The following is a 26,627-nucleotide window of genomic DNA, read 5'->3' as shown; positions in this document are numbered from 1 at the left end:
TGATGCTCCTGGTACAAGTTTTGGGGGGCACGAGCGTGCCGGGCGGGGGTGGCGCTCAGCGAATGCGAACGCTGTTGGTCTGGCCTGCGGCGCCCTGGCCCGGTGGTGCGTGGGGCGAGCAATCGCGCGTGCGCACGTCGTTCGCGTTGTGCCCCTGCACGATCAACGTGCGGCCTTCCAGGCGGGCGCCTGCAATGTCCACACTGTTGACAGATGCGCCGCCATCCGCAGCGCAGCCCGTGCCCGTCGCGGTGTTGCCTGACACCTCGATGCGGTTGCCAGCGCCCGCAGCGCGGGCCCGGGGCTGCGCAGGCTCTACGCGCGGTGGCTGGGCGTTCGGGCGGCTAGGGTGGGGGGTGTCCGCCGCAGCGCCTCCTGCGGGGCCGACAGGCCCGATGGCCCCGGTCGGGCCCACGGGCCCCACCGGTCCAATCGGCCCCGCCGCCTGCGCTGCGGCACTGGCAAGAAGCAGTGCAAACAGCACGGCGCCGCGGCGGCGGAGCATGCGCCGTATCGGCCCCGTCGGGCCCATGATTGAAAAGATCAACATCGTCGCACCCCCATGGTTTGGCGGCAGTCCATCAGGGCGGGGCCTTGCCGGGCATGCCGGGCAAGGTGCTGCCGGGCGCGGCGGCAGGCGCGGAACCACCGGGTGAATCCGCCGGTGCAGCGCGTGGCACTGCCGACATTCCGGGCAACCCCGATCCCGGCCGGACGGGGCCTGTTGCGGCGGGCCTTGCGTCCCCACCCTGGCCCGTGCCATCGGCGGCGGCCTGGCGATGAATGCGGGCTTCCAGCTCGGAGGCAAAACGCTCGGCCAGCGCCACCTCTTCCACCGCCATTTCAGCGCCCAGCTCGTTGATGACCGACAGCACGTTGCGCTGCGTGGCGGCATCGGGCTGCGCCATGCGCTCCACCAGGCGTGCATAGCCCAGCGCCTTCACGTTGTCTTTGGGCACGCCCTGGCCTTTGCGATTCATCTCGGTCAGGCGCTGCATGGCGCGGGGGTCGCCGCGCACGGCAGCCAGCAGATACCAGCGGTAGGCCTGACCCATATCGCCCAGGCCGGAACGCGGGTTCTGGTACGCATCGCCCACAAACGAGAGCAGCTGCGGGTTCTGGGTGCTGAGCGCCTCGCGCTTCAAGCGCTCGAGCTCGTTGCGGTAAATCGGCCCCTGGCAGCCCAGCTCCGACACGCCACGCTCCAGCGCTTCGTTGCAGGACTCGATGAAGCGCGCGCCGGCAGTGGCCCCCGGGGCCGTGGGCTGCTGGGCTGGCGCCGCCGGAGCGGCTGGCGGCAGCTGCGCAAGGGCGGGAGCCTGCAAGGCGGCGCCCACGATCCAGCAGCCCAACCCGTAACGCATCCATGTGCCACGCATCATGAGCCAGCCTTTGCACCCACTGGCGTGGTGCCCGCTGCCGGGGCCGCACCCGCCGATGCCGGAGCCTGCGCCGTGTCCCAGGCCATGGGCACGCCGAAGAACAGGGGCTCAAAGCCCTGCCAGGTCATCACGTCCACCGCGCCCAGCGATGCATAGCGCTCTGCATACACCTTCTCCAGCGCCTGCCGGGTTTCCACGTCGTATTTCTGCGTGACCTGCACCGGCTCGCCGTATTTGCGCAGCGTGACCTGGATCAGCCCCAGCTTGAGCTCAGGCGACAGCCCGTTGTAGGCGGCACGCATGTTCTCCACCACCACCGGGTCGGGCGTGCCGTTGGGGATGCAGCGCCAGTACGGCGTGTTGGTGGCCTTGCCCACCAGTTCCAGCACGCTCAGATCCACCAGCGTGCGAATGGCCGAGTGGCGCCCCTGCAGGTACTTGCCTTCGAGCTTGAAGCCAAAGGCGTCGCCATAAAAGCCAATGCTGGCGTTGTCTTCGGAGCTGAAGTTGAGCACCTTGACCACGTTGGACGCCTGCACCTGCGGCACCATTTGCTGGGTGGAGAAGCTCACCAGATTCAAATCCAGCGCCAGGGCCGAATAGATGGCCGTGCGCTTGATGTCGCCACCCAGCGTGGTCTTGCCATCGCCCTTGCCAAACTCGATGCCCGCCGAATTCACACGCCCCGCACCTGCAATGGCGCGGTCAAATTCCGTGAGTGCGCCGGTGATCAGAAAGTCGGGCATGGTCACGCCAAACTTGGCGCCCAATTGCGCCTGCGACACCAGGTAGTCCGGGTGGTAAGGCACATAGACCACACGCGCCCCGATGCGGTTGACCGCCGTGCGCACCATCTCTGTGATGTCGCCGGGAATCTCGGCGCCCACCAGCGGGCTCGATAGGTTGGTGGCATCCAGGATGCTGCGCGTCTGCATGTAGATGACAGGGTCGCCTTCCTTGTAGATGTCCAGCATGCGCCCGAAGCGGCCCAGCGCGAGGGAATAGGGGCTCAGGTTGGTGACAGGCAGGAGCTTGTCGGCTTCGCGCTCCTGCAGCAGTGTGTTGGCGTCCTTGAGCGCGTTCTCGGTGGATGCACAGCCAGCCAGGGCGGCCGCCAGGGCCAGCACTCCCCATCGCATGGTTTTCTTCATCATCATGATTCTTTGTTGTCGGGTGAAATCAAAGGCCCCGCTCTCTCGAGGCCGCCGTTACCGAAAGCCGTGGGCGGTCAGCGCCCCGAGTTAAGGACCGTGATGTTCTCCACCCCCTTGCCTTCGACGTACAGCGTCACGTTGCCGTTCACGTTGCCCTGGATCACCGGGCTGGCGATGCGCAAGGTGCCGTCCGGGGCGCGCTGCACATCCGAGTACGAGGAGCGGATCACGATGTTTTTCTGCCCCTCGGGCAGCTTGAGCGTGCCGTCGGGCTGCACCAGCGCGCTCTGGTCCACCAGCGTGTTCTGCGAAATGGCGCGGTTCACACGCGCCTTGGCGCTCACCGACGGGTACACGCCGTCGTTGAGCCGCACGCCGCTGCTGGCCATGTCCTTGTAGGCGCCCAGTTGCTCGCCGTAGTTCACCATTTGCGCCTGCGCGCCCGCACCCAGCAGCGCCAGCGCACCGGCCCCCCAGCACAGGCTCAGGGCGCGCCATGCGCGCCGGGGCGAGGTCATGTTCCGAGTTTTCATCATCACTCCTTGGTCCACTTCAAATCCAGCATGCAGAGCCCGTCCAGGCACCGACCTGGTCTACATGTTCAAAATATTGAAAGCCGGCAGCACCGTGACCGACTGGTTCACCACGCCCATGGAAGGCAGGGTGTAGGTGTAGCCCGGGTTGGCGGCAAACGGCGTGTTGCCCGCCACGCCCACCGCGCCGGTGATAGCACCGCCCACGTTGCGCACGCTGCCCGAGGTCATGCCCGCAGCAGCGGCCGTCATGTTTCCGACGATGGTCACGGCGCCGGTGATGACGCCCTGGTTGATGACCGAGTTGGACACGCCGCCCACGGCCGCATTGCCCTGGTTGCCCGCAATCACCACCGTGCCCGCCATCACGCCATGGTTCACCAGCGAGTTGACGGTGCCTCCCATCGTGGTGCTGCCCCGGTTGCCCGCGATGATCACGCGGCCCGACAGCTGGCCCCGGTTGTCCACGCTGTTGACCGTGCCACCCCCGGTGGCGTTGCCCTGGTTGCCAGTGACGACGATCTGCGCCCCGCTGATGCTGCCGCTGTTGTGCAAGCCGTTGACCAGGCCGCCCCCGCTGGCGCGGCCGGTGTTGCCGGCGATCAGCACCTGGCTGCCCTTGATGGAGCCCGAGCCGGTGACACTGTTGACCTTGCTGCTGCCGCCCTGCGCGCTGGCCTGGTTGCCCAGGATGGTGATGCTGGAGCCCGTGATGCTGCCATCGCCGCGCACGCTGTTGGCCAGGCCGCCATTGGCCGACCCTCCGTTGCCGAGGATGGTGATCTGGCTGCCCGTGACGCGGCCACTGCCCACCACGCTGTTGATGGCCCCGCCGTCGCGCGCCGAGCCCTGGTTGCCCAGGATGGTGATGCTGCCGCCCTGCAACGTGCCCGCCACGTCCACGCTGTTGGCGGTGCCCTGCTGCGCGGAGCCCTGGTTGGCCGTCACCGTGACGTTGGAGCCGGCAATGCGCCCACGGCTCTGCGCGCGCACGCTGTTGGCCAGCCCATCGCGGCTGGCCGCCCGCGCACTGCCCTGGTTGGCCACCACCTGCACCGCGCTGCCCTGCAGCGTGCCATCGGCCTGCACGCTGTTGGCCAGCGCCGTGCTGCCCTGCTCGGCCTGCGTGGACACGGCCGTGTTGGCCGCCACCAGCGCCTGCACGCCCTGCACCCGCCCGCCCGCGCCTTGCGAGACGCTGTTGGCCGCCGCCAAACCCTCGGTGGCCTGCACACGCCCGGCCTGGTTGCCCAGCAGCTGCACGCTGGCGGCCCGCATCTCGCCCAGCACCTGCACCGCGTTGGCATTGGCCTGGCCAACGCCCTTGCCAAATGCGGCAAAGCCGGCCACGGTGCCTTCGCGGCCCTCGCTGCGCACATCGGACGCGGTGTTGCCGGCCAAGGTGACGGTGCTGCCTTGCACGCGGCCCTGTGCGTTGACAGACAGCGCATTGGCATTGATGCGACCGCCATCGGCAGTCAACTGGCGCGCGGTGTTGCCCACCACCAGCAGGCTGCTTTGCGACAGCGCCGTGGCGCCGGAACCATCCATGTACAGGCCGTTGGCCGCCAGCACGCCGTTAGACTTGCTGCCCACGCCCAGCGCCTGCGCGCCGCTGCCCATCGCGCGCAGGTCCTGGCCGGTGTTGCCCACGATGGTCACCGGGCTGCCTTGTACGGTGGCGCTGCGGTAGGCTGCCAGCGCATTGACCAGCGCCGTGCCCCCAGTGGCGTGCACCCCGCGCACGGTGTTGCCAGCAATGAGCCAGGGCGACGAGGCATCCACGCGCACGCCGTCGTGCAGCACCAGGGCGTTGGCCGCCGCGCGCGCGCGGCTGTCGCGGCTGGCCAGCCCGCCAGCGCCCGACACTGAATCGGCCGTGGTGCTCATGTCGCTGGCGGTGTTGCCGCTCAGCACCCCATCGGCCGACAGCCGCGACGGCGCGCCCGAGCCGTTTTCAACAGCAATGCTGTTGGCCTGCAGCGCGCCGCCCCGGGCCGACAGGCGCGAGGCCGTGTTGCCGGCCAGAGTCAGCGTGGCGGCATCGAGTTGCGAGCCCGTGATCGACAGTGTGTTGGCCAGCGCCGCCGACTGTTGGCTGGCCGAGAACAGCAATCCGCCGCCCGCCTGCGCGGCATAGCCCGTGGACTGCACGTTGTCGGCGCGGTTGCCAGCCAGCGTAACGGCCGTGTTCTGCACGCGCCCTTCGGTCACCATCAAGCTATTGGCTGCGGCCAGCCCGCCAGCGCCGGTCACCGACGCGCCCCGGTTGCCCGTGGCGGTGATGGCCGCGCGCTCCAGCGTGGACTGGTGGTCGGCCACCACGGTGTTGGCCAGGGCGCGGCCATTGCGCTCCAGCGCGCCCACCGCGCCACCCCCAATGCTGCCGCTGCCGCCAGTCGTGCGCACCTTGTCGGCCGTGTTGCCCGCCAGCAGCACGCTGCCGCCGCGCACGGTGGCGTTGTCCAGCCACAGGCTGTTGCCCGCAGCGCCGCCGCCGGTCGCCACCACATCGCGGGCGTCGTTGGCCGCCAGCTGGTGCACCGGCCCCTCGGCCAGTTCGCCACGGGTGACGGAGATGGTGTTGGCCAGGGCGGAGGCGGACACCTTCACATCGGCCAGCGCTCCGCCAAGAATCGAGCCCTCGCCGCCCCAAGCCTGCACGTTGCGGGCGGTGTTGCCGGTCACCCCCGCCTGGTAGCCGGCGGAGCCCGCGAGTTGGTGTTCGGTAAAGCTGATGCTGTTGGCCAGCGCGCTACCGCCTGTGGCGATGATCTGGTTGGCCTCGTTGCGGGCCACCACCAGCTGGGCGCCCTTGAGTTGGCTGGACGCCAGCGTGACCGCGTTGGCAGCCGCCACGCCGGTCAGGTTCACCTGCGCGATGGTGCCGCGCCCCACCCCGCCGCTGCCGCCCCCGGCGCGCACGTCCTGCGCGCGGTTGCCCGTCTGAAGGATGCGGGTGTCCACCAGCGTGGACCGCGCGGCGGTGAGCGCATTGGCCAGCGCCGATCCGCCGATGGACGTGACGCGCCGCGCGTCGTTGCCCACCAGCGCCAGATCGGAGTTGCGCACATCGGTGGCATCGAGCAGCACGCTGTTGGCCGTGGCGCGGCCCGGCATCTGCAGCGAACCGGTGCCCAGCAGCACCTCGGATTTGGCGCCAAACGCCGCGATGTTGGCCGCGCGATTGCCCTGCACCAGCAGGCGGCTGGCGGTGAGCTGCTTGGTGCCTTCCGCGCTGGCTGCCAGCACCATGTTGGCGGTGGCAGCGCCGCCCAGCGCGTGGATGAAGCCGTTGACCTGGTTGCCCAGCACGTGAACCTGCGACTGGCGCACGTCCATGGCTGCGAGGCCAATACCGTTGGCCTGCGCGGTGCCGGCCAGATCCACCCGCATGCCGGCATTGGCCAGGGCCGAGCCTTTGCCGCCGGTGGACACCACGGGCCCGGAGGATTTGTTGCCCAGCACCTGCAACTGGCTGTTGCCATCCACCTGCGTGCCGGCGCTGTTCTTGTGCCACCCCAGCCCGCCGAGCATGGACTCCTGCGCGCCCGCACGCATCGGCGCCAAGGCTACAGAAATACCAAACAGCCATAGCGCGGCCGCTTCATGCGGTTGCGTTTTGCGCGTTGTGTGCACTCACAGCTCCCAGTTTTCGACGAACAGACTTTGGATGGAAAGGCCTGCCGCATCGGCCCCACAGGGGCCGGGCGGCAAGGCGGCCCGCCAGGGCCAAAGGGCTTAGAGCAGCCAACAAAACTCAGCGCAGCGGCCCTGGCTAGGCGTTCCGTCGCAGGCAGTACAAGCGGTACGACCAGACGGAACAACGACGCCAGGTGAGTTTTGTTGGCCGCTCTTAGTTGATGTTGATGCTGTTGACGTTGGCCGTGCCGCCGATGGCCTTGATGTCGGTGGCTTCGTTGCCGCTCACGGTGATCTCCGAGTTGCGGATCTTGGAGCCCGTGATGTTGATGCTGTTGACGTTGGCCACGCCTTCCATGGACACCTCGGCCACCTTGATGCCCGCCTTGCCGCCACCGGCGATCACGTTGGTGGCTTTGTTGCCGGTGACGGAGATCTTGCTGTTGGTCACCTCAGAGCCTGCCGACCCTTTGCCCGAGATTAGTCCAGGGATCGCCACGTTGCCGCTCTGGGCAAAAGCCGCACCGCAGGTGAAGGCCAGCGTGGCAAGGGTGGTAATGGCAAGTTTGCGCATATCAATAATCCTTCCAGGGGTTAAAAATTAATCGATGAGCAGCCTCTTGCGGCCTGCGAACGAATTGTTGATGGAGGCATCCACCCATCCGGTAAAGAAATGTAGATCTCTGTTCGGAGAGACTTTCATCCGGTTATCCACAACGCCACATTCACGGAGATCCACGCGGAAGCCGAAAAAATAAGGCATGTAGGACAAGCATTTACAAGAAATTCTGAGAAATTCCCACAGCCAGGCCGCGTTACCAGGAGTCCAGAACCACGCTAAAAATCCAACACGTTCTTACACTTCAAATCAACAGGAAACCAGTAATAACATTCTGAAATCTATACCTCGCTGAAAATAGACAAATCCCATTCACTCAATTGTCATAAATATGAAATTAATTATCTTTCGTGGCTTTTTGTATATGGGCATGGCGGGTGCCTTGCTGGGGTGCAACCCCTCATCCACCCCAGACCCCTTGGGCGCCATCCGCTATCCGACCGATGCGCAGATTGCGTCGGCCCTGGAAGCGCAGTTCGCCAGCGACCGCCACAGCGCTGCGGCGCGCGACCTGATCCGCACACTGGGGGGTGACAAGGGCAAGCTGCGCTACCAGATCCACCAGGTGATCTATCGGCAAGGCGCCTACGAGGCGCGCTACGACGCCGTGCTGGTGATGGGGCAGCCGGGCGTACAAAGCCTCCAGGCCCTGTACGCCAGCATGATTCCCGAGGCCGAGCGCACCAAGCTCCCGCACGCCAGCCTGGAGGCCTATGAGGACTGGCTGAAGCAGCAGGCCGCATCCCTCCCAAAAACCTCGGCACCGCAGGCGCAGGCGCTGGTGAACACCCTGGACCTGCTCGGCAAGTGCTACCGCGACAAGGAGGCCGGTGCCGAAGTCACGGTCATGCAGGGGCTGGGGGCGCTGATCTCGCCCGAACGCAAAGGCTTGGTTGCCGAAAAGTTGGCGCTGCCGGACACCACGGCGCAATGCCTGCCAGCTTAAGAACTTCCGGCTACGCGCTGAGCGGTCGCAGCATCGACAGGATGTGCTGCGCCGCTTCGGCCGCGCTGCTGTTCGCCGTGTCCACCACAAGCCACTCCTGCTCCCAGCCCGAGTAGTCGTGCTGCAGCACGGCCTGCCAGGTGGGTGCCACCAGGCCGGGGACGTCAGTGGCCCGTGTTTCCACGCGCCGCTGGTGTTCAGCGACGTCCGAGCAGATCAGTTCCACCTCCAGCACGGGTACTTGGGCCTCGCGGGCCACGGCACGCCAGGCATCGCGCGTCACCGGCAGCGGGTTGACGCAGTCCGCGAGCACCGGCATGCCCAGCGCAAGCTGGGTGCGCGCCAACGCATAGGCCACCCGGTAGCCCGCCGCGCCCACCTCTCCTGCGAACAGCACGCCCGAATCCCGCAGCGTCTGCTCGATGGTGTCGATGCGCATGTACACCGCAGGCCAGCGCGCCAACAATGCGCGGGCGACCGTGCTCTTGCCCACGCCGGGCAGCCCGCCCAGCACCACAAGGATCGGGGCGGGAGCAAGGGTGGGAGCAGGGGCAATGGCTGCGCTCAATCCACCACCGTCAACTTGGCCACGCTGAGCGCCAGCCACTTGGTGCCGTGGCGCGGGAAGTTGACCTGCGCACGCGCGTCGTCGCCCGTGCCCTCGATGGCCAGCACCTTGCCTTCGCCGAACTTGGTGTGGAACACGTTGATGCCTGCGCGCAGGCCGTGGGACGGCGCGGTCTTCTGCACCGGGACGGGTGGGCTGGCAAAGGTCTCGGATTTAAAGCCAAATTGACCTCTAGCGCTTGATGGATATACGCCACCAGCTCCTGAATTAGGAGCATACGATCCAAACCCTTGCTGCTTGGGCGTAATCCACTTGAGCGCGGCCTCAGGCAGCTCGTCAAAAAAGCGGCTCTTGATGTTGTAGCGCGTCTGCCCATGCAGCATGCGCGTCTGCGAATGGCTCAGGTACAGGCGCTTGCGGGCACGGGTGATAGCCACGTACATCAGGCGGCGTTCTTCCTCCAGGCCGTCGCGGTCGCTGGCGGAGTTCTCGTGCGGGAACAGGCCCTCTTCCATGCCACCGATGAACACGCCGTCAAACTCCAGGCCCTTGCTGGCGTGCACGGTCATCAGTTGCACCGCGTCTTGCCCGGCCTGGGCCTGGTTGTCGCCCGCTTCGAGCGCGGCGTGGGTCAGGAAGGCGGCCAGGGGCGAGAGGGTTTCGCCGGTGTCGGCGTCCACGATGCCCGGCACGGCGGGCTTCAGGGGTTCGTCCAGCACCGGTGCGTTGGGGTCCAGCCCCTGGCTGACAGCGCTTTGCGTGAGCGGCGTGCCATGCTCGTCCAGTGGCAGGGCCACGGCGTCGCGGCCAAATCCTTCCTGCGTGACAAAACTCTCGGCAGCGTTGACCAGTTCCTGCAAGTTCTCGATGCGGTCGGCACCTTCCTTCTCCGTGCGGAAGTGCTCCACCAAGCCCGTGGATTCGAGCATCTGCTCGATGATGCCGCGCAGGTTCAGGCCTTGGGTCTGCTCGCGCAGCACATCGACCATGGCGACGAACGCGCCCAGGTTGGCGCCCGCCTTGCCGGGCACGGCGCTCACCGCGTCGTGCAGCGAGCAACCTGCGGCGCGGGCCGCGTCCTGCAGCACTTCGATGCTGCGCGCGCCAATGCCACGCGGCGGAAAGTTGACGACGCGCGTGAAGCTGGTGTCATCGTGTGGGTTCTCCAGCAGGCGCAGGTAGGCCAGCGCATGCTTGATTTCGGCGCGCTCGAAGAAGCGCAGACCGCCGTACACGCGGTAGGGCACGCTGGCATTGAACAGTGCCGATTCGATCACCCGGCTTTGCGCATTGCTGCGGTATAGCACGGCGATTTCCTTGCGCTCAAAGCCGTCGTTGCGCACGAGTTGCTTGATCTCATCGACCATCCACTGCGCCTCCGCCAGGTCGGAGCTGGCTTCGTACACGCGCACGGGCTCGCCCGCACCCTGTGTGGTGCGCAGGTTCTTGCCCAGGCGGCGGCTGTTGTGGCTGATGAGGGCGTTGGCCGAATCAAGAATGTTGCTGTAGCTGCGGTAGTTCTGCTCCAGCTTGATCTGGCGCTGCACATCAAACTCGCGCACAAAGTCGGTCATGTTGCCCACGCGCGCACCGCGAAAGGCGTAGATGCTCTGGTCGTCGTCGCCCACGGCAATCACGCTGCCGCGCGCTTCAAAGCGCCCGCCCACCTCGTTGCCCGCCAGCTGCTTGAGCCAGGCGTACTGCAGCTTGTTCGTGTCCTGAAACTCGTCCACCAGGATGTGCTGAAACCGGCGCTGGTAGTGCTCGCGGATCGGGTCGTTGTCGCGCAGCAGCTCGTAGCTGCGCAGCATCAGCTCGCCAAAGTCCACCACGCCTTCGCGCTGGCATTGCTCTTCGTACAGCTGGTAGATCTCGACCTTCTTGCGCGAGTCGCTGTCGTGCGCCTCCACGTTGGCGGGGCGCAGGCCTTCTTCCTTGCAATTGGCAATGAAATACGCCAGCTGTTTGGGCGGAAAACGCTCGTCGTCCACGTTGTGCTGCTTGCACAGGCGCTTGATGGCCGAGAGCTGGTCTTGCGTGTCCAGAATTTGAAAGGACTGCGACAGGCCCGCCGCCTTGTGGTGCGCGCGCAAAAGGCGATTGCACAGGCCGTGGAAGGTGCCGATCCACATGCCACGCACGTTCACTGGCAGCATGGCGGACAAACGCGCCACCATCTCCTTGGCGGCCTTGTTCGTGAAAGTGACAGCCAGAATGCCACCGGGCGTGGCATAGCCGTTTTGCAGCAGCCAGGCAATGCGGGTGGTGAGCACACGCGTCTTGCCCGAGCCTGCGCCCGCCAGTATCAGTGCGTGGCCTGCGGGCAGCGTGACGGCCGCCAGTTGCTCGTCGTTCAGATTGGCCAGGAGGGGCGATGCAGCCGAGGCCGCAGCAGCGTGTGGGGGCACCAAGGCTTCGGGTGCACCCGGGAACGGGTCTTGTGGGAACATGCGGCCATTGTAGAAAGCGCCCCGGCACCCTCCCCCACCCGACCATGAAAAACATTGCCCGCACCCTGGCCAGCGTCCTGGTCCTCACTTACACAGCCTCAGCGCTGGCCCAGGCCAGCTGCAGCAGTGACGGCATCCCACAGCCCGTGGCCATTTTCGAGCGCTTCATCAGTGCCGACTGCGAAGTCTGCTGGAGCGATGCGACCACCCCCGCGCCCTCTGCCACGGCGGGCGTGGCGGTGCTGGACTGGATCGTGCCGGGCAAGGCAGGTGACGAAGCGCCCTTGTCGGCCGCCGCCACCAACGACGCCCTGGCCCGCCTGCAGGCCCTGGGCCGCAAGCCCCCTGCCGCCACCGATGTGCACACTGCCGCCATCGAGGCCGCCACGCCCGCCCGCCTGCGCGTGGCCCACGGCATGCCGTTCAACGACTACCTGGGCGCGGCCATCGCGTTCACGCCCCTGCAGCGCGCTGCGCAGCGCAACGTCGCAACGCCCGGAGCCATGGACTTTTACCTGCTGCTTGTCGAATCCGTGCCTGCAGGCACCGAAGGCACGAAAGTGGCACGAAGTATGGTTCGAAACATGCTCCACGGCACGTGGGAAAAGCGCGACAAGCTATCAAAAAAAGAGCTAGTGAAATGGATGGAAACCCGGTCCATGCGCATCCCGGAAGGCGCACAGGCCGAGCGGCTGCGCATGGTGGGCTGGGTGCAGGACGCCCAGGGCAGCGTCCTGGCGGCTGCGCAGTCCACCTGCCGATGACATCGGTGATAACGGTCATACCCGCACGGTTATAGGGTCTGCCAGGCAGGCGGGTAGAATCAATCACCGGGCCCAAGTTTCTTGACGCCCGGTTTTTTGTGCCCGCGCAATCTGCGGGGTTCGGAGCTGGCCACCACGCCAGTGCCCACAAAGCCGGTCCCAAGCCAAGCGCCCACGCCCGCGAAATCCTTCGCAGGCGACCTTTTCAAAGGAGCTTGGAATCTCATGGAAATCTTCGATTACGACAACGTTTTGCTGCTGCCCCGCAAATGCCGCGTGGAAAGCCGCTCGGAATGCGACGCCAGTGTGGAGTTGGGCGGCCGCTCGTTCCGCATCCCCGTGGTACCCGCCAACATGAAAACGGTGGTGGACGAAAAGATCTGTACCTGGATGGCCCAGAACGGCTACTTCTATGTCATGCACCGGTTTGACCTGGACAACATTCAGTTCGTCAAGGACATGCACGCCAAGGGCTGCTACGCCTCGATCTCACTGGGCGTCAAACGACCCGACTACGACACCGTGGACCAGTTGGTGGCCCTGGGCCTCACGCCCGAATACATCACCATCGACATCGCCCATGGGCATGCCGACAGCGTGAAGAACATGATTGGCTACCTCAAGCAGCACCTGCCCAAGGCGTTTGTGATTGCTGGCAATGTGGCCACGCCTGAAGCCATCATCGACCTGGAAAACTGGGGCGCCGACGCGACCAAGGTAGGCGTGGGCCCGGGCAAGGTGTGCATCACCAAACTCAAGACCGGCTTTGGCACGGGCGGCTGGCAGCTATCTGCCCTCAAGTGGTGTGCCCGCGTGGCCACCAAACCCATCATTGCCGACGGCGGCATCCGCAGCCATGGCGACATCGCCAAGAGCATCCGTTTTGGCGCCAGCATGGTGATGATCGGCTCGCTGTTCGCAGGCCATGAAGAGTCCCCCGGCAAGACGGTGGAGGTGGACGGCGCTCTGTTCAAGGAGTACTACGGCTCAGCCAGCGACTTCAACAAGGGCGAGTACAAGCACGTGGAAGGCAAGCGCATCCTGGAGCCCATCAAGGGCAAGCTGGCCGAGACGCTGATCGAGATGGAGCAGGATGTGCAAAGCTCCATCAGCTACGCTGGCGGCACCAAGCTGATGGACGTGCGCAAGGTCAACTATGTGATCCTGGGCGGCGACAACGCGGGTGAGCACCTGCTGATGTAAACCAGCAACCGGGCCGAGATCAACGCGAGGTCAGGCCCGCAGCAGGTTCTGCGCCATGTGGTGCAGGTCGTGCCCCGGCTGGGCCAGGGCATCGACGATGCTGAAGTGGTGCAGTCCGGGTAATGCCACGCTACGGGGCACGAAGTGGCTGCCCCAGGCGTTCTGCATCAACTGGTTCTGCCGTAGGAACTCGGGGCTTTCATCCGCCCCCACGGCGCAATAGAGCGTACCGATGGCGGGCTCCAGCAGGCGCGCCGGGCTGCACTGCAGCACTTGCTGCTCCGTGAGGTTCAGCACCGTCTGGTACATGGGGGTGTGCATAATGGGCTCCAGATCGTGGACCCCGGAGATCGACAGCGCATTGCGCACCAGCCCATCCGGCAGACCGTCGCCGATCAGCGGCCACACACTGGTGAGCAGCAGGGCCGCCAGTTGGCCTCCCGCCGAATGCCCTGCCACGGTAATCCGCTTCGGGTCGCCCCCATGGGCGGCAACGTGGTGCCACACCCAACCCAGTGCTTTCTCCATTTGCCGCACGATGTGCGGAATGGTCACCGGCGCCTCGGGGGTGCCTGGGCACAACGCGTAGTTCACCACCACCACACAAAAACCGGCCTGGGTAAAAGGCGGCGCAATGAACGAGTGATCGGATTTGTCGAGCGACCGCCAGTAGCCGCCATGGATGAACACCAGAACAGGCACCGTCCCGCCCGTGGTACGTGCAGACGGAAACACGTCCAGGGTTTCCCCTGCACCGCTGCCATAGGCCACATCCAGCACACAAGGGACGTTGGCCCGCACCTGCGCAGAATCCCGTGCCCAGCGCTGCAGGTAGTCCATGTGGTCGGGCACCAGAGCACGGTTGTTGTACATGCGCTCCAGCCAGGCGGGGTCATGCAGGGGCAAGGTCATGGGTAGGGTCTCCTGAGGCTGTGCGGCATCATCATTCCAATCTAGCCATGCTGCAAGCTCCGTGACAGGGTGATGCACCAAAAAGGCACATGATGCACACAGAGACAACGATCCCGGATGAATGACGCCATGACCACTACCCCGCTTCGCATTGCAGTCCTGGGCATTGGCATGATGGGCCGCCCCATCGCACGCCGCCTCAAGGAAGCCGGCCATCAGGTCCAGGTGTGGAACCGTACCCGAGCCAAGGCGGAGCCCCTGACAGCGTTTGGCATCACCGTCCACGCCTCGCCCAACGAAGCGGTCCAGAACGCCGATATGGTGATCAGCCTGCTGGAAAACGGCCCTGTCGTAGGACACGTCCTGTTCGAGTCCGGAACGGCCAAGGCGATGCGCAAAGGCGCCCTCTTCATCGACATGGCCTCCATCCAGCCCCGCGAAGCACGGGACCACGCCGCCCGCCTGGGCGAGATGGGCCTGGCCCACCTGGATGCACCTGTATCAGGTGGGACGGTGGGAGCAGAAAACGGCACGCTCGCCATCCTGGTGGGCGGGCGCCCTGAAGACTTTGCGCAGGCCCAGCCCGTGTTCGCCGCCTGCGGCCGCGCCACCCATGTGGGCCCGCACGGCGCGGGCCAGCTCACCAAGTTGGCCAACCAGATGATCGTGGGCATCACCATCGGCGCGGTGGCCGAGGCATTGCTGTTTGCAGCCAAGGGCGGCGCAGACATGGCCAAGGTGCGCGAAGCCATTCAGGGAGGTTTTGCAGACAGCCGCATCCTGCAACTGCATGGCCAGCGCATGGTGGAGCGTGACTTTGCCCCACGCGGCCGCATGGCAGTGCAGCTCAAGGACATGCGCAACGCCCTGGCGACGGCCGGCGAGATCGGCTTCGACGCGCCCATCACAGCCCTGTTCGAGACCCTCTATGCCGAAGGCGTAGATCATGGCTTGGGTGAACTGGACCACAGTGGCCTGTTTGTCGAACTCGCCAGCCGCAATGCCATGCAATAATTTTCTGGGTTGCTTGCCAAGCCACAAAAAACTAGTGCATAATTCGAGGCTCTGCAGCAATGCAGACAGATTTATAAAAAGTTTGGGTTCTTAGCTCAGTTGGTAGAGCAGCGGACTCTTAATCCGTAGGTCGAGTGTTCGAGTCACTCAGGACCCACCAAACAAAAGCCGCAAGGCGCACAAAGCCGGTGCTACTTCAATGTAGCGTCGGCTTTTTTGTTTTTCTGGCTACGACAGAGGCGCGACACGCCCCTTCCTCGGCTGGCTCCGCTCTCAGCAGCATCTTCAGGTTACAAAATAACCTCATCTTGCTCGCACATATGCGCTGTGCACCATAGGCTATCCAGAAGAACCCGTTCCTGTTGGTAATGCAACACGAGGATTTTTATGACTCCAATGCTCCTGAGGCGGACAGCACTTCTCACAGGACTGAGCCTGCTCGCGCCCGCCACGCTGTCACGCGCGCAAGGGCAGGAGCGAGCAGTGGCGGGTTTGGCGCGCGGCGGTCAATGGCCTGCCTGGGATACCTTCAAGGCCCAATTCACCAGCGAGGAAGGCCGGGTGATCTCGGACGACGGGGAGGGAGGGCGCACCTACTCGGAAGGCCAAGCTTACGGACTTTTCTTTGCCCTGGTCGCCAATGACCGCAAGGGTTTCGACACCCTCCTGCGCTGGACCGAGAACAACCTGAGCGGCGGAGACCTGGGCGCACGCCTGCCCGCGTGGCTGTGGGGCCGTCGGCCGGACGGAACCTGGGGCGTTATTGACAACAATGCGGCCTCCGACGCTGACATCTGGATTGCCTATGTCTTGGGCGAGGCGGCACGCCTGTGGGACGCCCCGCAATATCGCGCCTTGGGGGCTCGTCTGGCCGCCCGCATCATTGCAGAGGAGACCGCAGACCTCCCTGGCCTGGGGACGAGCCTGCTCCCTGCGCCAAGCGGCTTTGTGGAGGCCGAAGGCCGATGGAAACTCAACCCAAGCTATATGCCGTTGCAGGTCATGCAACGGCTGGCCACGCTCTACCCCCTCCCTGCCTGGAGGCAGCTCATTCAAAGTTCTGAAAAAATCATCGTGGGAGCCTCCCCCAAAGGCTACGCCCCTGATTGGACCTTGTACGACGCACGGCAAGGCTTTCTCATTGACGACAAAGGCAAGGAAAAAGGCCAGGGCGCCTACAACGCGATTCGCGTCTACCTGTGGGCAGGCATGCTGCACCCTGCCGCACCTGGCCGCAAGCCCTTGCTTTCTGCATTGGCCCCCATGGCGAGATACGTGCGCGAACAGGGGTACCCACCTGAATCGATTGATGTACTGACAGGACAGGGCTCAGGCCCCGGTCCGGCAGGCTTTACGGCAGCGATGCTGCCCTTTTTGCAGGCGCAAGGCGATAGTGCTGCATTGAAAGCGCAGCTCAGCCGTCTCGTCGCGAATCCCGTGCGATCCACGGCGTACTATGAACAGACTCTGGCCCTGTTCGGACTGGGCTGGATGGAGGGGAGGTACCGGTTTTCATCCGGGGGTCAACTCCTGCCGCAGAGAACCAAGCCCTGACAGCGGCTCTTGCCGCAACGGCCGTCATCGGTCCTGTCCGAGCCCCCCCCTGCCCCTGCCCGATGTTCTACCCGTTGCCCACCCGATGAATCCCAACGCCCACACACTTTGGCGCGCGCCCCAATGGACCCTCGCTGCCCTCCTCGCCGTACTGGGCATGCTGGGGCCTTTCTCGATTGACACCTACATACCTGCCTTCACAGGCATTGCCAGTGCCCTGGGCGCCACCCCGGTGGAGATGCAACAGACCCTTTCGGCCTATCTCTTTGGTTTTGCGTTCATGAACCTCTTCCATGGAGCACTCGCAGACAGCTTTGGCCGGCGACCGGTGGTCCTGTGCGGGATCGCCATGTTCACGCTGGCCTCGGCTGGATGCGCGCTGTCACAAAGCATCGGCCAGCTCATAGCGTTCAGGGCATTGCAGGGCTTGTCTACGGGCGCAGGCATTGTGGTGTCGCGTGCGGTCATCCGCGACATGTTTCCCCCAGCGCGCGCGCAGCAGGTGATGAGCCAAGTGACAATCTACTTTGGCATAGCCCCAGCCATCGCTCCCATCGTGGGCGGCTGGCTCTTTGTACATGCAGGCTGGCACAGCATCTTCTGGTTTCTGACCTGCGTGGGTGTGGTGCTCTGGGTCGCAAACTTCAGGCTCCTGCCCGAAACATTGCAGGCCGAGCATCGCCAGCCGTTCAATGTGCCCCATCTGATGCGGGGGTACTGGCAGCTGGGGTCAAGCCCTCGATTTGTGCTGCTGGCGCTCGCAAGCGGCGTTCCATTCAATGGGATGTTCCTGTACGTACTGGCAGCACCTGCCTTTCTGGGCGAACACCTTGCACTAGCCCCCACGCAGTTCTTCTGGTTCTTTCTACTGACCATTTCGGGCATCATGGGCGGCGCGTGGCTGAGCGGGCGTCTGGCCGGCAAGATCGCTCCAAAACGACAGATACGGCACGGCTTTGTGATCATGTTTACCGTAGCCGTCTTCAATCTGGGAGCTAATCTGCTCTTTCCCGTGCACGCGGCCTGGTCACTGCTGCCGATTGCGGTCTTTGCGTTTGGCTGGGCACTGATGGTGCCGGTAGTGACCCTGCTGGTGCTGGACCTTCACCCCGAGCGCCGCGGCATGGCCTCGTCCATGCAAGCGTTTGTCGGCTCTACTGCGAACGGCATTGTGGCGGGCATCCTGGTCCCTTTGGTAATGCACTCAACGGTCTTGCTGGCCTTCGCATCGCTGCTCATGATGTGCGTGGGCATGATGGCTTGGATCTATCTGCACCATCGCTGGCCCGATATTGGAAGGACTGCAACGCCAGGTTGAGCCCCTGGCGTTCGTGAATTGCCCTGCGCGCTAGCAACAATGAGACCTCACTCTACGCCCCGCCAAGTCAGTGCGCACCCGCGAGAGTGGGATTCCAGGCGCCCGAGTACAAAGCCCAGCCTAACTGGAAGCTTGGCAAGTTTGTCGATGTCGAAGCGTTCAAGGCGGTAGAGGCACAGGTAAAGGCACAGTAGTCACCCTGGCGAAGCCTCTGGAAAGCCGCTACGCCCGCCAGGCACTGGGGCCATCGATGCCTCGGAGCGCAACTTTCTAGCCAGGGCGCCAACCGGGTGGCTCTACGGCTACGCAGTTCACGCGGGCTGAGTTCTGAAGTACACCCCACGGCACCTGACGCCAAGCTTCCGTGCAACCCGGAAGGGGTCCTATGACAGTTGCCGCCGGTCCACCCCTTTTTCCTGGTAGTACCGGATTTTTTCGGCATACATGGCCTGGTCGGCACGATGGATGGCCGCTTCGACCATGTCGCCCGAACGGCACGAAGCGACGCCCATGGCCAGGCTGATCGGCTGACCCGGATAGAACTGGTTGTTCAAGTCCAACATGGAGAGAATGCGCTCCTGCAACGCAAAGGCGCTGCGCTCGTCCATGCCGGGCAGCAACACCGTGAATTCGTCTCCGCCAATGCGCGCGGCGCAGGCTGGCGGGTCCACCGCCTTGGCCAGTACTTCGCCCACCCTGCGCAGCATGGAATCGCCCGCAGCATGGCCCTGCTCATCGTTCACAACCTTGAGCCCGTTCAGATCAATCGCAATGATGGACAGAGGCCACGGCCCCTTGCGGGTGACACGATTGAGTTCTTCCGCATAGAAGGCCCGGTTGCGCAGCTGCGTCAGGACGTCATGCTTGCCAAGGTACTCCAGGTAGGCTTCGGCCTTTTTGCGCGCCGTGATGTCAACCAGCGACAGCAGCACCAGCCCCCAGTCCGCAAGATGGTCTGCCAACACAGAAAACTGCATGTGGATATGCACCGCATCCCCCGACAGCGCGTAGTTGACCACTTCGCGCTGCTGAAAGGTCTTGCCCTCCCACAGGTCCAGCAACTGGTCCGCGAAGGACTCATGCATCTCACCCCTAAACACCCGCCCGATGTTGTTCAGAAGCATCTCCTTGCTGGACGCACCGAACATGCGCAACGTCTGCTGGTTGACATCGATCACGCGAATCTCCTGCATGCAGCGCGTGACGAATTCAGGGTGCACCGTGATGAAGGTCTTGAAATCGTCAATGCCCTGCGCGCGAACACCGTCGAGCAGGCTTTTCACGGCACTGAAATCCTCGACCCACAACGAGACCGGGGAGTGCTCAAACAAATCCCGCGCATATTGTTCGCTGCGCCGAAGTTGGCTGGCACTCCGCACTTGGGCCGTGATGTCTTCCAGCGAAAGCAGAACGCGGCCCCAATCCGCTTCATACCCTGGAAGGATGCGTGCGCGAATCTGAACGTCAAGACGCCGGCCATCCAGCGCATAGTTGACAGTCTGGTTCGAAAACTCCAGCTGCCCGGACCACAGCGCCGCCAGCTCATGGAAGACCGCATCGTGCATGTCATCCCTGAAGACCTGGTCCAGATTCGCTTCAAGCACCTGTTGGTTCTCGGCCGCAAACAGCTCCAGCGTGCGGCGATTGACTTTCAACACCTTGAGGGCAGCGCTGCATTGCCGCACCCTTGCGGAGTCCTGAGCAAGGTGGGCACGAAGATCGGCAACCCCCGCAGCGCGCCAGCGATCAAAAAGTTGCTTCAGGGCGCTGTAGTCCTCCAGCCAGAGAGACACAGGCGCCAGTTCGAACATGTGTTCAAAGTCTGCCTCGGAAGATAACGAAGACGACACTGCAGATTCCTCCCTGGGCAATTATTGTCGAGCTACTCTGCGTATTCTTGGTCCAGGGTCCCCACGACAACAAAAAAGGCCAGCACCTTGCGGTACCGGCCTTTGCAACAGGGGTGGCGCTAGCGCCACAGACCTGTCAGCGATCAGCGCGCGGGGCGCGCAGGGCGCTTGCGGGCATCGTGTGCCACGAACGGCTTGCCGCCACCACCAGCTGGCTTGGCAAACGCTGGCTTGCGGGGAGCGAAATCACCACGCGGTGCACCTGCATCACCACGGGGCGCAAAGTTGCCACGGCCTGCGTCACCAAAACCAGGTTTGCGGCCATAGCCTTCACCATCACGACGCGGCGCAAAACTACGGTCACCACCACGGTCATCACGACCCGCAAAACCGCCAGCGCCTTCACCACGTGCAGGAGCACCACGGTTGTCACGGCCAGCGAAACCACCGCCAAAGCCACCACCGAAACCACCACGGTCATTGCCACCACGTGCAGGACCACCGAAGCGGCCACGCGACTGGTTGTCACGGTTGTCGTACGAACGGCCCGGGGCGCCACGGCCACCACCAAAATCGCCACCGCGAGGTGCCTGCGGCGCGCGCTGCGAGGGCTCCATGCCGGGAATCACTTCGGCCTTGAACTGCTGGCGGCTGTACGACTCAATGTCGTAGATCTTGCGGCGATCGCGGAACTCGGCAAACGTGATGGCCAGGCCATCGCGACCCGCACGGCCAGTACGGCCAATGCGGTGGGTGTAGTCCTCGGCCTTCATGGGCAGGCCGAAGTTGAACACATGGGTGATCGTGGGCACATCGATACCACGTGCTGCCACGTCGGTAGCCACCAGAATCTGCACCTGGCCAGCGCGCAATGCCATCAAACGGCGATTGCGCAAACCCTGGCTCAGGGCACCGTGCAATGCAACGGCCGAAAAGCCTTCTTGCTGCAGGTCGTTGGCCAGGCCATCGCACTCCACCTGGGTGCTGGCAAAAACGATGGCTTGGTTGATCGTGGTGTCACGCAGCCAGTGGTCCAGCAGCTTGCGCTTGTGCTGGGCGTTGTCGGCCCAGTACAGCATTTGCTTGATGTTGGCATGCTTCTCTTGCGGAGAGTCAATGGTGACCTTCTGCACAGACGAACCTCCGTCGTGCATCACGCGCATGGCCAACTGCTGGATGCGGGGCGCGAAGGTGGCGCTGAACATCATGGTCTGCTTGCGCTGGGCGGTCAGCTGGTTCAGTTCGGCCAGGTCGTCCGAGAAACCCAGGTCGAGCATGCGGTCGGCTTCGTCAACGACCAGGAACTGCACCTTGTCGAGCTTGATCTGCATCGAGCGCTGCAGGTCCAGCAAGCGGCCAGGGGTGGCCACCACCAGGTCGGCGTTTTGCAGCTTGGCGATCTGCAATTGGTAAGGCATGCCACCCACCACGTTAGCGACACGCAGGCCACGGCAGTGCTTGACCAGGTCGATGGCGTCGTGCGCGACTTGCTGCGCCAGTTCACGCGTAGGGCACAGAATCAGGGCACCAGGGGTGGCGGCCTTGAAATTGCGCGAGCTTGTGGGGTCCTTGCGCTTGGCGCGCTTGGGGGCAGGCTCACCACGGGCGGCAGCTTCAGCCACAGCGAGCTCGAAAGCAGCGCGTTCTTCGGCTTCAGCAGCAGCCTGCTGGTTGATCAGCGTGTGCAGCACGGGCAGCAGGAAGGCGGCAGTCTTGCCGCTGCCGGTCTGGCTGGAAACCATCAAGTCGATGAACTTGGTGGAGTCGTTGCCACCGCCCATTGCCAAGGGAATGGCCTTGAGCTGCACGCTGGTGGGCTGGGTGTAGCCCAGGTCAGCCACGGCTTGCACCAGTTCAGGGGCCAGGCCCAGTTCGATAAAGCCGTTGGGCTCAGCAGTCACGGCAACGTCGGCCTCGGCGACAGCTGCCACCACGGCGTCCAGAGGGGAAGACTGCACGGAAATGTCGGCAGCAAAGGAAGTGTCGGCAGGCGCGAATTCGCCCTGCACCAAAGAGGTGTCGGTCATGATTTTTCTCTCACGAAGACGATCGCAAGCGTAGCCTGCGAGTGGCTTCGTCAATGGTTAAAAAACATCAACCATCAAACGAAACCTGCATTGCTCTGGGCGGATGCTGGTGGGCGTTGTTCGCTAGTCCTGCACTGCGTTGAAAACAGTCGGCTGGCAAGCCCGGTGTGTGAGGGGAGATGCACAATCTGCGAGGAATGGATTCCTGCGCAGCCGCTGATTATGGCATGGATAGGTATTTTCCCGCAAGCCCCTCTCAGTTCTTGCGATACAAACCCACAAGGTCTTCAGCCGCCCTCCCCGGAATCCGTCACACCGAAAGCAGGTGCTTGCGGTAGTGCGCCAGTTCGTCAATGGACTCATGCACGTCTGCCAGGGCCGTGTGCTTCTGCGCTTTCTTGAAGCTGGTGTAGGCCTCGGGCTTCCAGCGCTTGGCCAATTCCTTAAGGGTGCTCACGTCCACGTTGCGGTAATGGAAGAATCGCTCCAGCTTGGGCATATAGCGCACCAGAAAGCGCCGGTCCTGACCGATGCTGTTGCCGCACATAGGCGCAGTCCCTTTGGGAACGTACTTGCTCAGGAAGGCAATGATCTGCTGCTCTGCCTCCTCCTCCGTCACGGTCGAGGCCTTCACCTTGTCGATGAGGCCGCTGCGGCCGTGGGTGCCCTTATTCCAGGCATCCATCTTGCCCAGCAGTTCATCGGACTGGTGGATCGCAAAAACTGGCCCCTCGATGCGCGGCTCCAGGCTCGGTCCCGTCACGATGACGGCGATTTCAAGAAGGCGGTCGGTATCGGGCTCCAGGCCAGTCATTTCGCAATCGAGCCAGACCAGGTTCTGGTCGGATTTGGCAAGTGCGTGAGGGGTGGGGTTGTTGGCTTCTGACATGGCGCGCATTGTCGCCGATGGCCTAAACTCGCCGCTCATGCCCACTTCCGACGCCTTCTCTCCCGCCCTGGCGCTGACGCTTGCGTTTGCCGCAGCTCTCACCCTGGGCCTTGTGCTCAAGTTCTGGCTGGCTACGCGCCAGATCCGGCATGTGGCGCGACACCGCAGCGACGTTCCCGCACCATTTGCCGAACGCATCGCGCTGGCGGCGCACCAGAAGGCCGCGGATTACACGATCACCAAGGCGCGCCTGGGCTTGCTGGAAATGGCACTGGGTGCGGCCGTGCTGCTGGGCTGGACACTGCTGGGTGGACTGGATGTGCTGAATCAGGCCCTGCTCAGCGCCCTGGGCGGCGGGATGTGGCAGCAGTTGGCGCTGCTGACCGCCTTCGCCGCCATCAGCGGCCTGATCGACCTGCCGCTGTCGCTGTACCAGACCTTCGTCGTGGAAGAGCGCTTTGGTTTCAACAAGATGACCTGGCGCCTGTGGGTTGCCGATGCGCTCAAGGGCCTGCTGGTCGGCGCACTCATCGGCCTACCCATCGCCGCGCTGATCCTTTGGATCATGGCGGCGACCGGTCCGCTGTGGTGGCTGTGGGCCTGGTGCTTCTGGATGGGTTTCAATCTGCTGCTGATGGTGGTGTATCCCACCTTCATCGCCCCGCTGTTCAACAAGTTCCAGCCCCTCGAAGATGAATCGCTCAAGGCCCGTGTCACTGCCCTCATGCAGCGCTGCGGCTTCTCGGCCAAAGGGCTGTTCGTGATGGACGGCAGCCGCCGCAGCGCGCATGCCAACGCCTACTTCACGGGCTTTGGCGCAGCAAAGCGCGTGGTGTTTTACGACACCCTTTTGCGCCAGCTGGCCCCGGGCGAGGTCGAGGCGGTGCTGGCCCATGAGCTGGGGCATTTCAAACACCGGCACATCATCCAGCGTATCGTGACCATGTTCGCATTGAGCCTGGCAGGCTTTGCACTGCTGGGCTGGCTCTCCAACCAAGTGTGGTTCTACACCGGCCTGGGCGTGCGGCCGAGTATCTCGTTGGACCCCACCCTGGCCGCAGCCCCCAATGACGCATTGGCCCTGCTGCTTTTCATGCTTGTGGTGCCAGTCTTCACGTTTTTCATCTCGCCGCTGTTCTCGCAACTTTCGCGCCGCCACGAATTCCAGGCAGACGCCTACGCCGTCGCCCAGGCCAGCGGAGCCGACCTGTCCTCCGCCCTGCTCAAGCTCTACGAAGATAATGCCTCCACGCTCACACCCGACCCGGTGTACGTGAAGTTCTACTACTCGCACCCACCCGCCACCGAGCGGCTGGCGCGCATGCACAACCCCTCCCATCCATGACTACCATGTTGAAGAAAAAAGACTGGTCAACGCTTACCCGTCGTGCGTTGACAGCTACTGAAGTTGTAGCAAACCTGGCCAAACTCGAAGGCTGGAGCCTGACGGGCGATGGCGCTAACGTCGCCATTGAGAAGACCTACCATTTCGCCAACTACTACGAGACCATCTCGTTCGTGAACGCCTTGGCCTTCATTGCCAATGCCCAGGATCACCACCCCGATCTGTCGGTGCACTACAGCCGCTGCGTGGTGCGCCTGAACACGCACGACGTGCATGGCATTTCATCCACGGATTTCGAGTGCGCAACGCAGTTCGATGCCCTGGTGGCCTGACCCCATGACCTTGCGCACCACCGGCTCCCATGGCTGAACGCAGCGCGCTCATGGACGGCACCGTGGTCGCCAGCCATGGGCGCCACTGCATGGTGGAGACACCCGACGGCGAACGCCGCATCTGCCACCCACGCGGCAAAAAGAGCCAGGCAGTGGTGGGCGACCATGTGCTGTGGCAGGCGCCCCCGCCCGGCCAGGGCGAAGAGGGCACCATCGAAAAGGTCAAGGAAAGGCGCAACCTCTTTTACCGACAGGACGAGATCCGCACCAAGTCGTTTGCCGCCAACCTGGACCAGGTGCTCATCCTGATCGCGGCAGAGCCGGTGTTTTCGGAAAGCCAGCTAGCCCGCGCCCTGATTGCCGCCGAGGCCGAGGGCATCAAGCCCATCATTGCACTCAACAAGAGCGATCTGGTCGAACCTTTCGCCCGCGCCTGGGAGCGCTTGCTGCCCTACCGGCACATGGGCGCCGGCAAGCACTATGGCGTGCTGCCGCTGTCGCTGGCGCTCTCCAGCGACGTGGACCGCGCGCTGCTGATGGAACATCTGCAGGGCAAGACCACGCTGGTGCTGGGGCCCTCAGGGTCCGGCAAGAGCACCCTCATCAATCTGCTGGTGCCAGGCGCTTCCGTGCTCACCGGTGAAATCTCGCAGGCGCTGAACTCGGGCAAACACACCACCACCAGCACGCACTGGTACTGGATGGACAAGGCCCGTACCACCGCGCTCATCGATTCACCAGGCTTTCAGGAGTTTGGGCTGCACCACATTGCCCCCATGCAACTGGCAGCCTGCATGCCCGACATTGCAGCACATGCGACAGCCTGCAAGTTCTACAACTGCACACACCTGCACGAGCCGGGATGTGGCGTGCTGGATGCAGTCAAACTGGGCCCCAGCGCAGGCGGTATAAGCGCAACACGCTATAAAATTTATAGCGATCTATTTGAAGAACTGCGCCACACCCGGTACTGAGCCGGGCGCGGCCTTCACTCCTGGCGCGGCGGAAACCAGCGCACCCGTGGAACTGGCTTGCATGGTTGAGGGTGCGCCCCCTCCTCCGAGGGCAGCCGCACTGCGGTTCAGGGGGCTTGCCAGCTACCCCAGCAAACGCGCCAGCGTGAGCAACGCCAGCAGCAGCATCCACACCACCACCGAGCGCCACACCAACCCCACAACGCTGCGCAGGTGGCCCACCTCGGGCTCGCGGCCGGGAGTGGAATCGCTGTCGCCCATGTCAGCGTCGATCTCCAGGCCCTGTGGCGCGTGCAATTCAGTGCGCGCCTTCAGTGCCTCGCCCCCCAGGCGTACATTGATGGCACCTGCCGTGGCGGCCAGCACCACGCCGTCGTTGTCATTGGGGAAACGCTGTGCGTGAAACCGCCAGCCCTCGATCGCCTCTTCAAAGCTACCCACCACCGCAAAGCTCAGTGCCGTGAGCCGGGCCGGAAGCCAGTCGATGGCAGTCCACGCCTGCGCAGAAGCCTGCTGCAGGGAGGCGCTGGCAGGCTGAGCGCCCGTGCGCTGCTTGTAATGCCAATAGCGCGATACAAACTCAGCCAGCCGGTACAGAACAGCCCCGGTCGGCCCCAGGCCCAGGGCAGCCAGCACGGAGAACCATGCCAACACGCCGAACACATGCCGGTGGGCCGCCAACACTGAATACTCGATCACATGGCGCACGATCTCGCTGCGCGGCAGCGCCCCCACATCCACCTGCTGCCAGTGGGCCAGGCGCTCGCGGGCAGCATCTTCATCGCCCTCCTCCAACGCGTCGCGGATGCCCGTGAAGTGGTGGCTGAACTGCCGAAACCCGAGCGTGATGTACAGCACGGCCACACTCCACAGCACCGCAAAGGGCCACCCCAGCCCCCAAAGCAACAGCCAGTGAATGGCCAGGGTCACCAGGGCGGGAACCAGCACCGCAAGGCTCCAGGCCACCCAGCCGTGGTGCGGCTTGCCCGCATCAAAATTGCGGCTCACGGACAGCGCCCACGCTCGCAGACCTGCATGAATGGGATTGCTGCGTGCCAGCGGGCGGGCCTGCTCGATCAGCAGAGCGAACAGGATGGCGAAGAAACTCATGGGGGGCAATGATACTGGTGCTTTGCCCCGATGCACCCTAT

General features: G+C 64.0%; 22 protein-coding genes and 1 tRNA gene. 10 read left to right on the top strand and 13 right to left on the bottom strand.

Annotation, left to right across the window (positions count from 1 at the left end):
- Nucleotides 1–55: 55 nt before the first annotated feature.
- The 6 genes from ACQ4MJ_RS02840 to ACQ4MJ_RS02815 form a co-directional block, all read right to left on the bottom strand.
- Nucleotides 56–505 carry a hypothetical protein gene (locus ACQ4MJ_RS02840; protein WP_431150188.1) on the bottom strand — a complete coding sequence of 150 codons (450 nt, stop codon included), beginning with the start codon at nucleotides 503–505 and terminating at the stop codon, nucleotides 56–58.
- A gap of 76 nt (nucleotides 506–581) precedes the next feature.
- Nucleotides 582–1,382 carry a sel1 repeat family protein gene (locus ACQ4MJ_RS02835; protein ID WP_431150190.1) on the bottom strand — a complete coding sequence of 267 codons (801 nt, stop codon included), beginning with the start codon at nucleotides 1,380–1,382 and terminating at the stop codon, nucleotides 582–584.
- Nucleotides 1,379–2,533, bottom strand: coding sequence for a hypothetical protein (locus ACQ4MJ_RS02830; protein WP_431150193.1), 1,155 nt, complete (start codon nucleotides 2,531–2,533; stop codon nucleotides 1,379–1,381). Before ACQ4MJ_RS02830 ends, ACQ4MJ_RS02835 begins: the two co-directional genes overlap by 4 nt.
- A 77-nt stretch (nucleotides 2,534–2,610) precedes the next feature.
- Nucleotides 2,611–3,069: a hypothetical protein gene (locus ACQ4MJ_RS02825; protein ID WP_431150195.1), complete on the bottom strand. Its 459-nt coding sequence runs from the start codon at nucleotides 3,067–3,069 to the stop codon at nucleotides 2,611–2,613.
- A gap of 60 nt (nucleotides 3,070–3,129) precedes the next feature.
- Nucleotides 3,130–6,630 (bottom strand): beta strand repeat-containing protein, encoded by a 3,501-nt coding sequence (locus tag ACQ4MJ_RS02820; protein ID WP_431153121.1) that lies wholly within the window; start codon nucleotides 6,628–6,630, stop codon nucleotides 3,130–3,132.
- Nucleotides 6,631–6,925: 295 nt separating this feature from the next.
- Nucleotides 6,926–7,285: a hypothetical protein gene (locus ACQ4MJ_RS02815; RefSeq protein ID WP_431150197.1), complete on the bottom strand. Its 360-nt coding sequence runs from the start codon at nucleotides 7,283–7,285 to the stop codon at nucleotides 6,926–6,928.
- Between the two features lie 376 nt (nucleotides 7,286–7,661).
- On the opposite strand from ACQ4MJ_RS02815, the gene ACQ4MJ_RS02810 reads away from it, so the two are divergent.
- Nucleotides 7,662–8,276, top strand: a complete 615-nt coding sequence (locus tag ACQ4MJ_RS02810) for a hypothetical protein (RefSeq protein WP_431150198.1) — start codon at nucleotides 7,662–7,664, stop codon at nucleotides 8,274–8,276.
- Nucleotides 8,277–8,286: 10 nt separating this feature from the next.
- Here the strand turns inward: ACQ4MJ_RS02810 and ACQ4MJ_RS02805 are convergent, their stop codons facing one another.
- Together ACQ4MJ_RS02805 and ACQ4MJ_RS02800 are read right to left on the bottom strand one after the other, a co-directional pair.
- Nucleotides 8,287–8,844: an AAA family ATPase gene (locus tag ACQ4MJ_RS02805; protein ID WP_431150199.1), complete on the bottom strand. Its 558-nt coding sequence runs from the start codon at nucleotides 8,842–8,844 to the stop codon at nucleotides 8,287–8,289.
- Nucleotides 8,841–11,294, bottom strand: coding sequence for a UvrD-helicase domain-containing protein (locus ACQ4MJ_RS02800; protein ID WP_121420840.1), 2,454 nt, complete (start codon nucleotides 11,292–11,294; stop codon nucleotides 8,841–8,843). The genes ACQ4MJ_RS02805 and ACQ4MJ_RS02800 overlap by 4 nt, the downstream gene beginning before the upstream one ends.
- A gap of 44 nt (nucleotides 11,295–11,338) precedes the next feature.
- Here ACQ4MJ_RS02800 and ACQ4MJ_RS02795 point away from each other — a divergent pair, with 44 nt between their 5' ends.
- Nucleotides 11,339–12,058 carry a hypothetical protein gene (locus ACQ4MJ_RS02795; protein WP_431150201.1) on the top strand — a complete coding sequence of 240 codons (720 nt, stop codon included), beginning with the start codon at nucleotides 11,339–11,341 and terminating at the stop codon, nucleotides 12,056–12,058.
- Between the two features lie 225 nt (nucleotides 12,059–12,283).
- Nucleotides 12,284–13,261, top strand: coding sequence for a GMP reductase (locus tag ACQ4MJ_RS02790; protein WP_121505680.1), 978 nt, complete (start codon nucleotides 12,284–12,286; stop codon nucleotides 13,259–13,261).
- Between the two features lie 30 nt (nucleotides 13,262–13,291).
- Here ACQ4MJ_RS02790 and ACQ4MJ_RS02785 read toward each other — a convergent pair whose 3' ends face one another.
- On the bottom strand, nucleotides 13,292–14,173 hold the full coding sequence (locus ACQ4MJ_RS02785; RefSeq protein ID WP_218300486.1) for an alpha/beta hydrolase: 882 nt from the start codon (nucleotides 14,171–14,173) through the stop codon (nucleotides 13,292–13,294).
- A 129-nt stretch (nucleotides 14,174–14,302) separates the two neighbouring features.
- On the opposite strand from ACQ4MJ_RS02785, the gene ACQ4MJ_RS02780 reads away from it, so the two are divergent.
- The 4 genes from ACQ4MJ_RS02780 (at nucleotide 14,303) to ACQ4MJ_RS02765 (ending at nucleotide 18,059) form a co-directional block, all read left to right on the top strand.
- Nucleotides 14,303–15,187 (top strand): NAD(P)-dependent oxidoreductase, encoded by an 885-nt coding sequence (locus ACQ4MJ_RS02780; RefSeq protein WP_431150202.1) that lies wholly within the window; start codon nucleotides 14,303–14,305, stop codon nucleotides 15,185–15,187.
- 84 nt (nucleotides 15,188–15,271) lie between these two features.
- A tRNA-Lys gene (locus tag ACQ4MJ_RS02775) sits at nucleotides 15,272–15,347 on the top strand.
- 323 nt (nucleotides 15,348–15,670) lie between these two features.
- A complete protein-coding gene (bcsZ, locus tag ACQ4MJ_RS02770) occupies nucleotides 15,671–16,741 on the top strand; it encodes a cellulose synthase complex periplasmic endoglucanase BcsZ (protein WP_431150205.1) in 1,071 nt (356 codons plus the stop codon).
- Nucleotides 16,742–16,826: 85 nt separating this feature from the next.
- Nucleotides 16,827–18,059: a multidrug effflux MFS transporter gene (locus ACQ4MJ_RS02765; protein WP_121420846.1), complete on the top strand. Its 1,233-nt coding sequence runs from the start codon at nucleotides 16,827–16,829 to the stop codon at nucleotides 18,057–18,059.
- 383 nt (nucleotides 18,060–18,442) lie between these two features.
- Here the strand turns inward: ACQ4MJ_RS02765 and ACQ4MJ_RS02760 are convergent, their stop codons facing one another.
- From ACQ4MJ_RS02760 to orn, 3 genes are all read right to left on the bottom strand, one after another.
- Nucleotides 18,443–19,909, bottom strand: coding sequence for a sensor domain-containing diguanylate cyclase (locus ACQ4MJ_RS02760; protein ID WP_431150207.1), 1,467 nt, complete (start codon nucleotides 19,907–19,909; stop codon nucleotides 18,443–18,445).
- Nucleotides 19,910–20,052: 143 nt separating this feature from the next.
- Entirely contained in the window at nucleotides 20,053–21,936 is a 1,884-nt protein-coding gene (locus ACQ4MJ_RS02755) for a DEAD/DEAH box helicase (RefSeq protein WP_431150209.1), read from the bottom strand.
- Nucleotides 21,937–22,246: 310 nt separating this feature from the next.
- Nucleotides 22,247–22,825: an oligoribonuclease gene (orn, locus tag ACQ4MJ_RS02750; protein WP_008904975.1), complete on the bottom strand. Its 579-nt coding sequence runs from the start codon at nucleotides 22,823–22,825 to the stop codon at nucleotides 22,247–22,249.
- 37 nt (nucleotides 22,826–22,862) lie between these two features.
- On the opposite strand from orn, the gene ACQ4MJ_RS02745 reads away from it, so the two are divergent.
- Genes ACQ4MJ_RS02745 through rsgA form a run of 3 tightly spaced genes read left to right on the top strand, consistent with a single transcriptional unit; the run spans nucleotide 22,863 to nucleotide 25,476 of the window.
- Nucleotides 22,863–24,170, top strand: a complete 1,308-nt coding sequence (locus ACQ4MJ_RS02745) for a M48 family metallopeptidase (RefSeq protein ID WP_228896597.1) — start codon at nucleotides 22,863–22,865, stop codon at nucleotides 24,168–24,170.
- The gene (locus ACQ4MJ_RS02740) at nucleotides 24,167–24,502 is read left to right on the top strand and encodes a 4a-hydroxytetrahydrobiopterin dehydratase (protein ID WP_218300481.1); all 336 of its coding nucleotides are present in this window, start codon (nucleotides 24,167–24,169) and stop codon (nucleotides 24,500–24,502) included. Before ACQ4MJ_RS02745 ends, ACQ4MJ_RS02740 begins: the two co-directional genes overlap by 4 nt.
- A 29-nt stretch (nucleotides 24,503–24,531) precedes the next feature.
- Nucleotides 24,532–25,476 carry a ribosome small subunit-dependent GTPase A gene (gene rsgA, locus ACQ4MJ_RS02735; RefSeq protein WP_055403045.1) on the top strand — a complete coding sequence of 315 codons (945 nt, stop codon included), beginning with the start codon at nucleotides 24,532–24,534 and terminating at the stop codon, nucleotides 25,474–25,476.
- A 123-nt stretch (nucleotides 25,477–25,599) separates the two neighbouring features.
- Here rsgA and ACQ4MJ_RS02730 read toward each other — a convergent pair whose 3' ends face one another.
- Nucleotides 25,600–26,586, bottom strand: a complete 987-nt coding sequence (locus ACQ4MJ_RS02730) for a CobD/CbiB family protein (RefSeq protein WP_055403047.1) — start codon at nucleotides 26,584–26,586, stop codon at nucleotides 25,600–25,602.
- Between the last annotated feature and the right edge of the window lie 41 nt (nucleotides 26,587–26,627).

It is taken from the genome of Acidovorax facilis, from assembly GCF_050626955.1.
Lineage (GTDB): Bacteria > Pseudomonadota > Gammaproteobacteria > Burkholderiales > Burkholderiaceae_C > Acidovorax > Acidovorax facilis.
The sequence above is the reverse complement of the archived record's forward strand: the minus strand, read 5'-3'. Positions and strand labels throughout refer to the sequence as shown.

Coding starts and splice junctions, on each gene's coding strand:
- ACQ4MJ_RS02840 (WP_431150188.1), bottom strand. CDS start 505: ATGCTCCGCCGCCGCGGCGCCGTGCTGTTTGCACTGCTTCTTGCCAGT.
- ACQ4MJ_RS02835 (WP_431150190.1), bottom strand. CDS start 1,382: ATGATGCGTGGCACATGGATGCGTTACGGGTTGGGCTGCTGGATCGTG.
- ACQ4MJ_RS02830 (WP_431150193.1), bottom strand. CDS start 2,533: ATGAAGAAAACCATGCGATGGGGAGTGCTGGCCCTGGCGGCCGCCCTG.
- ACQ4MJ_RS02825 (WP_431150195.1), bottom strand. CDS start 3,069: ATGAAAACTCGGAACATGACCTCGCCCCGGCGCGCATGGCGCGCCCTG.
- ACQ4MJ_RS02820 (WP_431153121.1), bottom strand. CDS start 6,630: ATGCGTGCGGGCGCGCAGGAGTCCATGCTCGGCGGGCTGGGGTGGCAC.
- ACQ4MJ_RS02815 (WP_431150197.1), bottom strand. CDS start 7,285: ATGCGCAAACTTGCCATTACCACCCTTGCCACGCTGGCCTTCACCTGC.
- ACQ4MJ_RS02810 (WP_431150198.1), top strand. CDS start 7,662: ATGAAATTAATTATCTTTCGTGGCTTTTTGTATATGGGCATGGCGGGT.
- ACQ4MJ_RS02800 (WP_121420840.1), bottom strand. CDS start 11,294: ATGTTCCCACAAGACCCGTTCCCGGGTGCACCCGAAGCCTTGGTGCCC.
- ACQ4MJ_RS02795 (WP_431150201.1), top strand. CDS start 11,339: ATGAAAAACATTGCCCGCACCCTGGCCAGCGTCCTGGTCCTCACTTAC.
- ACQ4MJ_RS02790 (WP_121505680.1), top strand. CDS start 12,284: ATGGAAATCTTCGATTACGACAACGTTTTGCTGCTGCCCCGCAAATGC.
- ACQ4MJ_RS02785 (WP_218300486.1), bottom strand. CDS start 14,173: ATGACCTTGCCCCTGCATGACCCCGCCTGGCTGGAGCGCATGTACAAC.
- ACQ4MJ_RS02780 (WP_431150202.1), top strand. CDS start 14,303: ATGACCACTACCCCGCTTCGCATTGCAGTCCTGGGCATTGGCATGATG.
- ACQ4MJ_RS02765 (WP_121420846.1), top strand. CDS start 16,827: ATGAATCCCAACGCCCACACACTTTGGCGCGCGCCCCAATGGACCCTC.
- ACQ4MJ_RS02755 (WP_431150209.1), bottom strand. CDS start 21,936: ATGACCGACACCTCTTTGGTGCAGGGCGAATTCGCGCCTGCCGACACT.
- orn (WP_008904975.1), bottom strand. CDS start 22,825: ATGTCAGAAGCCAACAACCCCACCCCTCACGCACTTGCCAAATCCGAC.
- ACQ4MJ_RS02745 (WP_228896597.1), top strand. CDS start 22,863: ATGCCCACTTCCGACGCCTTCTCTCCCGCCCTGGCGCTGACGCTTGCG.
- ACQ4MJ_RS02740 (WP_218300481.1), top strand. CDS start 24,167: ATGACTACCATGTTGAAGAAAAAAGACTGGTCAACGCTTACCCGTCGT.
- rsgA (WP_055403045.1), top strand. CDS start 24,532: ATGGCTGAACGCAGCGCGCTCATGGACGGCACCGTGGTCGCCAGCCAT.
- ACQ4MJ_RS02730 (WP_055403047.1), bottom strand. CDS start 26,586: ATGAGTTTCTTCGCCATCCTGTTCGCTCTGCTGATCGAGCAGGCCCGC.